This is a genomic window from Campylobacter coli, assembly GCA_039516895.1.
GTDB lineage: Bacteria > Campylobacterota > Campylobacteria > Campylobacterales > Campylobacteraceae > Campylobacter_D > Campylobacter_D coli_B.
On sequence record CP154437.1, the window covers coordinates 1,439,831 to 1,451,829 of the forward strand.

Here is an 11,999-nt window from a genome sequence, read left to right on the forward strand (position 1 = left end):
GTAAATGTAAAAATTATTAACCAAATTTGAGTTATAATACGTCTTAAAAATTTTGTAATAAATATTACAATATATTTAAATTAAAAATTTTAAGGCAAAAATCATGAATTCGTTTCAAAAAAATACCCTTTTACTTCTAAGCGCTTTATTTTTATTTTCCGCTTGTAGTAAGGAAGAAGCACCTCAAAAACAAATACCTCCTCAATCTGTTAGCACTATGAGTGTCAAAGCCGAAAATTTACCGCTTAGCTTTACTTATCCTGCAAAACTTGTTAGTGATTATGATGTCATCATCAAACCTCAAGTAAGCGGTGTTATTGTAGAAAAACTTTTCAAAGCAGGTGATTTAATTAAAAAAGGACAAACTCTTTTTATTATTGAACAAGATAAATTTAAAGCAAGTGTAAATTCAGCCTATGGAAAGGCTTTAATGGCTAGAGCAAATTTTGATAATGCTAGTAAAGATTATAACCGCTCAAAAACTCTTTACAACAAAGGTGCAATCTCTCAAAAAGAATACGATAGTGCCTTAGCAAATTTTAATAATACAAAAGCAAATCTCACTAGCGCTAGAGCAGACTTAGAAAATGCACGCATTGATTTAGCTTATACTGAAATTAAAGCTCCTTTTGATGGTATTGTAGGAGATGCTTTAATCAATATAGGAGATTATGTTAATTCCTCTTCAACCGAACTCGTAAGAATTACAAACCTCAATCCAATCTATGCGGATTTTTACATTTCAGATACAGATAAACTCAATATCGTTCGCAATACTCAAGATGGAAAATGGGATTTAAGCAATATCTATGCAGATTTAAATCTTAATGGAGAAGTAGTTAAAGGCAAACTTTATTTTATAGATTCAGTCATTGATGCAGATAGTGGAACAGTAAAAGCTAAAGCAATTTTTGACAATAATGACTCTACTCTTTTGCCAGGTGCCTTTGCAACAATTACTTCAAATGGTTTTATCCAAAAAAATGGATTTAAAATTCCTCAAATTGCAATCAAGCAAGATCAAAACGAGGTTTATGTTTTTCTTTTAAAAGAAGGTAAGGTTGCTAAAGCTCCTGTGCATATAAGCTATCAAGATAATGAATATGCTGTTATCGATAAAGGGCTACAAAATGGAGATAAAATCATTTTGGATAACTTTAAAAAAATTAGACTAGGTAGCGAAGTTAAAGAAGTTGGAGCACAATAATGTTTTCTAAATTTTTTATCGAAAGACCTATTTTTGCTTCTGTTGTAGCTATTATCATCTCTTTGGCTGGAGCTATTGGACTTGTAAATTTGCCCATAGAACAATACCCATCCTTAACTCCTCCTACAGTTAAAGTAAGCGCAACCTACACGGGTGCGGATGCTCAAACCATTGCCACAACAGTTGCAAACCCTATCGAAGATGCAATTAATGGTGCTGATAATATGATATATATGGATTCGACTTCAAGTTCCTCAGGAACCATGAATTTAACCGTGTATTTTAATATCGGTACAGATCCTGATCAAGCAACCATAGATGTTAACAATAGAATTTCAGCCGCAACTGCAAAAATGCCCGATGAAGTAAAAAAACTGGGCGTTACAGTTAGAAAAACCTCTTCTACAACACTTGCTGCTATCTCTATGTATTCAAGCAATGGTTCAATGAGTGCAGTGGATGTATATAATTACATTACTTTAAATATTTTAGATGAATTAAAAAGGGTTCCAGGCGTTGGAGATGCTAACGCTATAGGAAATCGTAATTATTCTTTAAGAATTTGGCTCAAACCTGATTTATTAAATAAATTTGGTGCAACAGCTACTGATGTTATCGCAGCCGTCAATGATCAAAATGCTCAATATGCCACAGGTAAAATCGGCGAAGAGCCCTTGACTCAAAAATCACCTTATGTTTATTCTATCACCATGCAAGGAAGATTGCAAAGCCCTAGTGAATTTGAAAATATTATCCTAAGAACAAACGAAGATGGTTCTTTTTTAAGATTAAAAGATGTAGCAGATATTGAGATAGGCTCTCAACAATATAAATCTCAAGGGCGATTAAACGGAAATGATGCGGTTCCAATTATGATCAATCTTCAATCAGGAGCAAATGCACTCAATACAGCAAAGCTTGTAGAAGCTAAAATGCAAGAACTATCAAAAAGCTTTCCCGAAGGTTTAGAATATAAAATTCCATACGATACAACTAAATTTGTTATCGAGTCTATTAAAGAAGTTATAAAAACCTTTGTTGAAGCGTTGATTTTGGTTATTATTGTTATGTATATGTTCTTAAAAAATTTCCGCTCAACACTCATTCCTATGATAGCCGTTCCTGTTTCATTACTAGGAACTTTTGCGGGACTTTATTTATTAGGATTTAGTATAAATCTTTTAACATTATTTGCCCTGATACTAGCCATAGGTATAGTCGTAGATGATGCTATTATTGTGGTTGAAAATATAGATAGAATTTTACACGAAGATGAAAATATCAGCGTTAAAGATGCAGCCATTCAAGCAATGCAAGAAGTAAGCTCACCTGTAATTTCGATTGTCCTTGTACTTTGTGCTGTTTTTATACCTGTATCTTTTATTTCAGGCTTTGTGGGAGAAATTCAAAAACAATTTGCACTCACCTTAGCTATATCTGTGACCATATCAGGTTTTGTAGCCCTTACTTTAACACCTTCTTTATGTGCACTCTTTTTAAGACGCAATGAAAGCAAGCCTTTTTATATTGTTCAAAAATTTAATGATTTCTTTGACTGGAGCACTTCTATATTTAGTGCAGGCGTTGCTTATATGCTTAAAAGAACCATTCGTTTTGTTTTGATTTTCTGTATCATGCTCGGAGCAATTTTTTATCTTTATAAACAAGTTCCTGGCTCTTTGGTTCCTGAAGAAGATCAAGGTTTAATGATAGGTATTATCAACCTTCCTTCGGCTTCAGCTCTACACAGAACGATCTCGGAAGTTGACTCTATGAGTCAAGAAATTCTAAAAACCAATGGCGTAAAAGATGCTATGGCTATGATAGGTTTTGATTTATTTACAAGCTCACTTAAAGAAAATGCCGCTGCAATGTTTATAGGGCTTGAAGATTGGAAAGATAGAAATGTAAGCGCTGATGAAATCATCATGGAGCTTAATAAAAAATTTGCTCCTGATCGCAATGCTGCAAGTGTATTTAGAGGATTACCTCCTATACCTGGGCTAAGTATCACGGGTGGTTTTGAAATGTATGTGCAAAATAAAAGCGGAAAAAGTTACGATCAAATTCAAGAAGATGTAAATAAACTTGTAGCAGCAGCCAATCAAAGAGAGGAATTATATGGGGTTCGAACTACTCTTGATACGAGCTTTCCTCAATATAAACTCATCATTGATAGAGATAAACTAAAGCATTTTAATTTAAATATGCAAGATGTTTTCAGTACAATGAATGCAACCATCGGAACATATTATGTTAATGATTTTACTATGCTTGGTAAAAATTTTCAAGTCAATATTCGCGCAAAAGGAGATTTTATAAATACCCAAAATGCATTGAAAAATATTTTTGTGCGCTCAAATGATGGAAAAATGATACCACTTGACTCTTTCTTAACTCTACAAAGAAGTTCAGGGCCAGATGATGTAAAACGTTTTAATATTTTCCCAGCAGCACAAATACAAGGACAACCTGCTCCAGGATACACTTCAGGACAAGCCATAGAAGCGATTTCCCAAGTAGCACAAGAAACTTTAAGTGATGATTACTCTATAGCTTGGAGTGGTTCAGCCTATCAAGAAGTTTCAAGCAAGGGAACAGGGAGCTATGCCTTTGCTTTGGGTATGGTGTTTGTATTCTTAATCTTAGCAGCACAATATGAAAGATGGCTTATACCTTTAGCTGTTGTTACAGCTGTACCTTTTGCCGTTTTTGGTTCGTTTTTACTTGTATACTTAAGAGGATTTACTAATGATATATATTTTCAAACCGGACTCTTGCTTTTAATTGGACTTTCAGCTAAGAATGCTATTTTGATCGTTGAATTTGCTATGGAAGAACGCTTTAAGAAAGGTAAGAAAATATTTGATGCAACTATCGCAGCTGCAAAACTTCGCTTTAGGCCGATAGTTATGACCTCTTTAGCTTTTACTTTTGGGGTTTTACCAATGATTTTTGCAACTGGAGCAGGAAGTGCTTCAAGACATTCTTTAGGGACAGGGCTTATTGGTGGAATGATAGCTGCTTCTACTTTAGCTATATTCTTTGTACCTTTATTTTTCTATCTTTTAGAAAATTTCAACGAATGGCTAGATAAGAAAAGGGGTAAAGTTCATGAATAAAATAATTTCAATAAGTGTTATAGCAAGCTTAAGCCTTTTTATTTCAGCTTGTTCTTTAAGTCCAAATTTAAATATTCCCGAAGCAAATTATAGTCTTGATAATAAGCTAGGTGCTCTATCTTGGGAAAAAGAAAACAATTATACTCTTTCTAAGGAATGGTGGAAAGAATTTGATGATGAGAAATTAAATCAAGTTGTTGATTTAGCCCTTAAGAACAATAATGATTTAAAGCTTGCTTTTATTCATATGGAACAAGCTGCTGCTCAATTAGGCATAGATTTTAGTGATTTGTTGCCAAAATTAGATGGTAGCGCTAGCGCAAATCGTGCAAAAACAGCCATAAACGCTCCAAGCAACCGCACTGGGGAAGTCAGTTATGGCAATGATTTTAAAATGGGACTGGATTTAAGCTACGAAATTGATCTTTGGGGAAAATATCGCGATACTTACCGCGCTTCAAAATCAGGCTTTAAAGCTAGTCAGTACGATTATGAAGCTGCAAGACTTTCTATAGTTTCAAGCGTAGTTCAGACTTATTTTAATTTTGTAAATGCAAACGAAAATGAAAAAGCTTTAAAAGATGCTTATGACTCAGCACAAGAAATTTATCAAATTAATTATGAAAAATTTCAAGTAGGAGCAGTAGGAGAATACGAAATCGCACAATCAAGAGCAAATTTAGAAAGTACTGCTTTACAATACAATGAAGCAAAATTAAATAAAGAAAACTATCTTAAAGCTTTAAAAATTCTAACTTCAAATGATTTAAACGATATTCTTTATCAAGATCAAGCTTATCAGGTTTTCAAGCTCAAAGATTTTGATATACCAAGTGGAATTTCAAGTACTATACTCTTGCAACGTCCTGATATTGGTTCTTCTTTGGAAAAACTTACTCAACAAAATTATCTAGTAGGAGTAGCTCGCACAGCTTTCTTGCCTAATCTTTCTTTGACGGGCTTATTAGGATTTGAAAGTGGGGATTTAAATACACTTGTAGAAGCGGGCTCTAGAACTTGGAATATAGGTGGGAATTTCACAATGCCAATTTTCCACTGGGGAGAAATTTATCAAAATGTGAATTTAGCAAAACTCAATAAAGATGAAGCTTTTGTAAATTATCAAAACACCCTAGTCGCAGCCTTTGGAGAAATTCGCTATGCTTTAATTGCTAGAAAGACTATTCGCTTGCAGTATAACAACGCGCAAGCAAGTGAATTATCTTATAAAAGAATTTATGAAATAAGTAAAGAGCGTTATGATGTGGGTGAAATGTCTTTGCAAGATTATCTACAAGCACGCCAAGATTGGCTAAATGCTACAGTTGCTTTTAATAACACCAAATATTCTTATGCCAATTCTATAGTCAATGTTATCAAAGCTTTTGGTGGTGGTTTTGAAAAAAATGAAGATATTGGTAAAAATATAGAAGAAGAATCAAAAAATTTAGATATGTCTTTTAGAGAGTAAGAATTTACTCTCTAAATTAAATTGTTCTTGCTAAAAATCTCTATTTAAATCAGAATCACTAACCTCATACGCTTTATAAATAGCAGGCAGCAATTTTCTCATCGCATAATCTAAATGATAAAATTGCTTATAAACCTCCTCCGCATTTAAATCCTTAGCATTACTAAAATCAAACACTTCAGTATTGCCAACTTTTGAAATATTCTTATCAAAATAAGAATAAAATTCCGCCCTTTGTTTAAACAATGCATTTAAATTTTCCACTACTTTTGTTTTATCCATAAACCATCCTTTCTAATTATTTTGAAAGTTATAGCATTTTTTTGCTAAAAATAAAGAAATTTACACTTGATTTAGTAAAAAATTGATAAAGTTATATTATATTTTACCCTTTAAGGTGAGTTAATGAATTTGTTTCAAAATTTGGCTTTAAAATATTCTCATGCCATGATGGAAAAATCTTTGCATAAAAGTTTCAATGTCGAACTTTTAAAAAATCCTCAAGAAAAACAAGCAAAGCAAGATAAAAGCTATATGCTTTATGCTCATATACCTTTTTGTCATACTTTTTGCCCTTATTGTAGTTTTCATAAATACTATTATGATGAGGAATTAGCTAAAATTTATTTTGAAAATTTAAGAAAAGAGCTTGTACTTATAAAAGATAAAGGTTTTGATTTTAACTCAATGTATGTAGGAGGCGGAACAACATTAATCAACGAAAATGAACTATTAAAAACTCTAGAACTTTGTAAAAAACTTTTTAATATCAAAGAAATTTCTTGCGAAAGTGATCCTAATCATATAATCCCTGAAAAACTCTCTATGTTTAAAGGTATAATTGATCGCTTAAGCTGTGGAATTCAAAGTTTTGATGATGAAATTTTAAAAAAAATAGCAAGATACAATAAATTTGGATCTTCTAAACAATTGCAAGAAAAAATTTCAAAAGCTTTAGGAATTTTACCGATTTTTAGTCTTGATTTAATTTTTAATTTCCCATCGCAAACAGAAGAACAACTTTTAAATGATTTAGAAATCGCCAAAAATTTAGCCCCTCAACAAATCACAACCTATCCTTTAATGAAATCCAATCTAACCAAAGACAATATAGCCAAAAGTCTTGGCGTTGAGATTAAAGACAATGAATTTAAATACTATCAAATGATACGAGATTTTTTCAAGGATTATCAGCAAAATAATGGCTGGAGTTTTTCTTTAGAAAAAAATCAACTCAACGATGAATATGTAAGCTCTCATCATGAATATTTAGGAGTTGGAAGTGGAGCTTTTAGCTTTTTAGACGGGGAGTTGCTTATCAATGCTTTTGATTTAAATGATTATGCAAAAATGATACAAGAAAAACAAAATGCCAATATAGCAAAAGCGAGTTTTACACAAAAAGAAATTATCAAATACATATTTTTAACTGAAATGTTTGCAGGAAAAATACAAATTGATAAATTCAATCAAACCCTTAATTGCGATCTTGAAAAAGAACTCTTTAAAGAACTTTTAGGACTTAAAATAAGCAATGCTATCAAAAAAGAAAATGGTACTTTGATTACAAGTGAATTTGGACAGTATCTCTTTGTAGTTTTAATGAAGGATTTTTACACAGGGATGGATCTTGTACGCGCAGTATTTAGAGACAGCAAACGCTTAAAAAATAAAGATTTTATCAATATAATGAAGGAAAATATAAGCTCTATTTAATTTCTTTTTGAAATTAAATAGATAATGAAAATTAAAATGGACGAATTACCATCATTAAGGCAATGATAATAAACATTAAAGTAGGAAATTCATTATAAATTCTAAAATATCTTCCACTTTTTGTAGAAGTATCATTTGCCAAAGCTTTTAAACAAAAATAATTATGTATATGAAAAATAATCAAAAGTGTAGCACAGGTAAGTTTTGCATGCATAAATCCAGAACCTACCATCAAAACTTCTTTATGGGCATGAAGCATCAAACTCCCGCTAATAACGGTTGCTATCATCGCGGGATTTTGTATACCAAAATAAAGTCTTCTTTCTTGAATCTTTACAACATCAACAAAACCTTTATTGTCTTTATTTTCTGCGTGATATACAAACAAACGAGGCAAATAAAAAAGTCCTGCCATCCATGAAACAAATGCTAAATAATGCACCCATTTAATCCAAAAATAATACTCATTAATCCATTCTGTCATTTTTTTCCTTTTTTATGAAAATTTCTTTTAATAAAATTAAAGCAACGCTTATATTTATCATCACATCTGCTACATTAAAGATAGCAAAATGAAACCATTTGTGCCAAAAAAACATATCCACCACTCCTCCGTGTATAAAACGGTCAAGCAAATTCGAACACCCCGCTCCTAGCATCATGCCAAAAGCTACCAAATGCTCTCTTAAGAATTGTTTTTGCCACAAAAGGTATATAAAAAGCGCTAATATCAAAGCTAAATGTAAGTATTTTAAATAATGCTCTAAAAAACTAAACATAGAAAAAGCAACTCCTGTGTTTAGAGCATAGGTTAAATCCAAATACTCACTTTGCCAACGCAAACCTGATAAAGTCAAAGACTTTACCCACTGATCAAAAGCAAAAACTACGATAAAAACTAAAATAAATATCAAGATAGTTTTATATTTTTTAACCATTCAATGCTTTCTTGAAAAATTCAACTACATTTTTCATTTCTTTTTCTAAAATTTTAGCATCTTTAGCTTCTAGTAAAAGTCTGATCAAATTTTCTGTTCCAGAATAGCGAAATAACACATTAATATTTTTATTTTCCAAATCCTGTTTTAACTCTTTCAAACCCTTAATCTTATCTAAATCTTTTTTTTCTGAAATTTTAAGATTGGTTAAAAGTTGTGGATAAGGTTTGATTTGCCCTAAAATAGTACTCGCAGATTTTTTCTTACAAAGCATCAAAGCACTAAATTGCAAAGCTGCTATAAGACCATCTCCTGTTTTTGCATAATCACTAAAAATAATATGCCCGCTTTGCTCTCCACCGAAATTTCCACCCTTGGCTTTTAGCTTCTCAAGCACATATTTATCGCCTACATTACAAGTATCAAGCTCTATACCGTGCTGATTTAAAAATTCTTTCAAAGCTCCATTACTCATAATAGTAGCTACTACACTAGATTTTAATTTGCCTTGTTCTTTTAAGAAAAGGGCTAAAACTCCGAGCAAGCTATCTCCATTTGCTACCTCACCCTTCTCATCTACCACAACCAAACGATCCGCATCTCCATCAAAAGCAAAACCGACATCCGCACGCAAGCGCTTTACTTCAGCAGCTAAATTTGAAGGATGCAAGGCACCGCAATTTTCATTGATATTAAGCCCATTAGGTTTATCACTCATTACTATAACTTCGGCTCCAAGTTCTTTAAAAACAGTCGGAGCCACCTTATAGGCTGCTCCATGAGCTACATCTAAGACTACACGCAATGATTTTAGAGTTAAATCCTTAGGGAAAGAATTCTTAATAGAAACAATATATCTTCCTATAACATCATCAATTCTTTTGGCTTGACCGATTTTCTCCATATCAACTTTAGAGCTTTGAATAAGCTTATCATCATAATAAATTTCTTCAATCTTTTTTTCTATATCTTCACTAAGCTTATTTCCGTGTGCATCAAAAAACTTAATCCCATTATCATAATAAGGATTATGCGAAGCTGAAATCATAATACCCGCATCACAACGCATATCTTCAGTTAAAAACGCAATCGCAGGCGTTGGCATAGGACCTATTTGTATTACATTATATCCTATGGAGGTAAGACCCGAAACAATAGCATTTTCTATCATATAACCACTTCTTCTTGTATCTTTACCTACTAAAATATTATTTGTAACACTCTTATCTTTAAAATAAATTCCAGCGGCCATGGCAAGACGCATAGCTAAAAAACTATCTAAAAATTCGCCCGCTTTTCCACGAACGCCATCTGTTCCAAAAAGTTTCATCATTAAACCTTTCTCAATGAAATTCTAGAAATTATAGCAGAGCTAGGATAAAGAAATTTAAACAAACCCTAAAAAGATTTAGGGTTTGATGGCCTTATAGTTCAGGCTTTGGAGTTTTTTCCGTAGAAACAGGAAGTTGAGGATAAACCACCACTGGTTTAGTTCCAGTTAAAGATTTCAAGAAGGTTTCTATGCTTTTTGCCTCTTTATCAGAAATTTGAATACCAAGTTGCACACTACCCATTTCTTTAATCGCATCGGTTAATTTCCATATCGCACCATTATGGAAATATGGAGCTGTCTCAACTACATTTCTTAAAGTTGGGGTTTTAACCATACCATTTTCATCCCCTTTAAAATCACCCAAATTTGCAAATTTATATTTACCTGCAACCTCAAATGCTTGCATATTTCCACCCAAATTTACACCATTATGACAAGCTACACAACCTTTATCTATGAAAAGTTTTAAACCTTTTTGCTCCTCTTTAGTTAAAGCTTTTTCATCTCCATTTAAGAAATTATCAAAGCGAGATGGAGTAATTAAAGTTCTTTCAAAATTTGCTATTGCATCGGCAATATTGTCAAAATTCACACCGCTTTTGCCATAAATTTTCTTAAATTCTGCAACATATTCAGGCAAAGAAGCGATTTTTTCTACAGCTAATTTTGCCGGAGTTGCCATTTCAGCTTCAGATTCGATAGGTCCCTTGGCTTGATCAGCTAAAGTTCCTGCACGTCCATCCCAAAATTGAGTCGTGTTTAAAACGGCATTATATACAGTTGGGGAATTTAAATGATGAGGGTTTGCAGTCCATTTATGTCCTACTGCTGCACTAATACCATCGGCTCCACCAAGTCCTAGATTATGACAGGTATTACATGAAATAATACCGCTTTTTGAAAGGCGAGGCTCAAAATAAAGCTTTTTACCTAGCTCAACTTTATCAAGAGTAAATTCAGTAGCCTTTACTCCATTTGCTTTCAAGATCTCATCCACACCTTTTTGATCTTTTGGTAAAGCAACTAAACCTGAATTTTTAGCCTCTTCTATAAGACTTTGGGCATTTAAACTTGAAAAAGCAACTAATGATGCAATCAATAACGATTTGACTTTCATTTACAAACTCCTTTACTTTTAGATATAAACTTAAACTAAATAATATAGCTTTATTACTTAAATATTTATAAAAATTATTAAATAATATTAATAATTAATTAATACAAAATATATCCTATTTTTTTGATTTATTTATTTTTTTTGCATATAATACTTCAATTATTTCTTAAGGTTAATAATGGAAAATTTAATCATTTATGCAATTGCTTATCTTTTAGGCTCTATTCCTTTTGGTTTAATTTTGGCCAAACAATTTGCTAAGATTAATATACAAAATCAAGGCTCAAAAAGCATAGGCGCAACAAATGTGTTAAGAGTTGTTAAGGAAAAAGATCCAGTTTTAGCTAAAAAACTTGCTATTGCCACTATTGTTTTAGACTTTGCAAAAGCAACTATACCCTTGCTTATACTTAAATTTTTAAATTATGATTTAAATCTACTTTGGACTGTTGCGGTTTTAACGGTATTTGGACATTGCTTTTCAATCTATCTTTTATTTGAAGGTGGTAAAGGGGTTGCAACTGGAGCAGGCGCTATGATAGTGCTTTTGCCTTTAGAACTTTTAACAGCATTTATAGTTTGGTTTATCGTGGGTAAAATTTTTAAAATTTCATCTTTAGCATCTTTATTGGCTTTATTAGTTTTTATAGGAAGTTCTTTTATCTTTAATTATGATATGCAAACCATCAAGACGCATGCGCCTGTATTTATTATAGCTTTTATAATTATTTATAAACATTTGCCAAATATCAAAAGATTGGTTTTCAAAGAAGAATGCAAAGTTATATAAATATCAAAATGCAGTTTAAATGCATTATAGGAATATTAAAATTTGAACGCAAGAAAAAACAAAAAGTTTGCGTTCATCTTAAGGCTAAGGCGAACGATTTTTTAGATTATGCTAAAGTGTCAAAAAAAATCAAAAAATACTATAAAAAAGAACAATTTCTTACCCTAGAAGAATCTTTAGAATTTGTTTGTGCAAAATTACATAAAAAATTTCCACAAATTTACTATATCAAAATTTCAACTTATAAACCTGAAATAATCAAAAATACAAGAGTTGGAGTAAAATTAAAAAAATTTTATTAAATT

11 protein-coding genes are annotated in these 11,999 nt (G+C 31.8%); 6 read left to right on the top strand and 5 right to left on the bottom strand.

The window, feature by feature from the left end; genetic code table 11:
* The first annotated feature begins 103 nt into the window (after positions 1–103).
* Genes AAID94_07255 through cmeC form a run of 3 tightly spaced genes read left to right on the top strand, consistent with a single transcriptional unit; the run spans position 104 to position 5,800 of the window.
* Positions 104–1,207 (top strand): efflux RND transporter periplasmic adaptor subunit, encoded by a 1,104-nt coding sequence (locus tag AAID94_07255; GenBank protein XAK23625.1) that lies wholly within the window; start codon positions 104–106, stop codon positions 1,205–1,207.
* A complete protein-coding gene (gene cmeB, locus AAID94_07260) occupies positions 1,207–4,329 on the top strand; it encodes a multidrug efflux RND transporter permease subunit CmeB (protein XAK23626.1) in 3,123 nt (1,040 codons plus the stop codon). Before AAID94_07255 ends, cmeB begins: the two co-directional genes overlap by 1 nt.
* Positions 4,322–5,800 carry a multidrug efflux transporter outer membrane subunit CmeC gene (gene cmeC / locus AAID94_07265; GenBank protein ID XAK23627.1) on the top strand — a complete coding sequence of 493 codons (1,479 nt, stop codon included), beginning with the start codon at positions 4,322–4,324 and terminating at the stop codon, positions 5,798–5,800. The genes cmeB and cmeC overlap by 8 nt, the downstream gene beginning before the upstream one ends.
* Positions 5,801–5,830: 30 nt before the next feature.
* Here cmeC and cmeU read toward each other — a convergent pair whose 3' ends face one another.
* Entirely contained in the window at positions 5,831–6,082 is a 252-nt protein-coding gene (cmeU, locus tag AAID94_07270) for a CmeU family protein (protein XAK23628.1), read from the bottom strand.
* A gap of 123 nt (positions 6,083–6,205) precedes the next feature.
* Between cmeU and AAID94_07275 the strand changes: the two genes are divergently transcribed.
* The gene (locus AAID94_07275; protein ID XAK23629.1) at positions 6,206–7,516 is read left to right on the top strand and encodes a coproporphyrinogen III oxidase family protein; all 1,311 of its coding nucleotides are present in this window, start codon (positions 6,206–6,208) and stop codon (positions 7,514–7,516) included.
* Between the two features lie 31 nt (positions 7,517–7,547).
* Here AAID94_07275 and hemJ read toward each other — a convergent pair whose 3' ends face one another.
* The 4 genes from hemJ to AAID94_07295 form a co-directional block, all read right to left on the bottom strand.
* Positions 7,548–8,000 (bottom strand): protoporphyrinogen oxidase HemJ, encoded by a 453-nt coding sequence (gene hemJ / locus AAID94_07280; protein ID XAK23630.1) that lies wholly within the window; start codon positions 7,998–8,000, stop codon positions 7,548–7,550.
* On the bottom strand, positions 7,984–8,454 hold the full coding sequence (gene lspA, locus AAID94_07285; GenBank protein ID XAK23631.1) for a signal peptidase II: 471 nt from the start codon (positions 8,452–8,454) through the stop codon (positions 7,984–7,986). Before lspA ends, hemJ begins: the two co-directional genes overlap by 17 nt.
* Positions 8,447–9,784 carry a phosphoglucosamine mutase gene (gene glmM / locus AAID94_07290; protein XAK24795.1) on the bottom strand — a complete coding sequence of 446 codons (1,338 nt, stop codon included), beginning with the start codon at positions 9,782–9,784 and terminating at the stop codon, positions 8,447–8,449. The genes lspA and glmM overlap by 8 nt, the downstream gene beginning before the upstream one ends.
* Positions 9,785–9,878: 94 nt before the next feature.
* Complete coding sequence (locus tag AAID94_07295) at positions 9,879–10,904, bottom strand: cytochrome-c peroxidase (GenBank protein XAK23632.1); 1,026 nt, start codon at positions 10,902–10,904, stop codon at positions 9,879–9,881.
* A gap of 178 nt (positions 10,905–11,082) precedes the next feature.
* Between AAID94_07295 and plsY the strand changes: the two genes are divergently transcribed.
* Positions 11,083–11,694 carry a glycerol-3-phosphate 1-O-acyltransferase PlsY gene (plsY, locus tag AAID94_07300; GenBank protein XAK23633.1) on the top strand — a complete coding sequence of 204 codons (612 nt, stop codon included), beginning with the start codon at positions 11,083–11,085 and terminating at the stop codon, positions 11,692–11,694.
* Complete coding sequence (locus AAID94_07305) at positions 11,679–11,996, top strand: dihydroneopterin aldolase (GenBank protein ID XAK23634.1); 318 nt, start codon at positions 11,679–11,681, stop codon at positions 11,994–11,996. The genes plsY and AAID94_07305 overlap by 16 nt, the downstream gene beginning before the upstream one ends.
* Positions 11,997–11,999 lie beyond the last annotated feature (3 nt).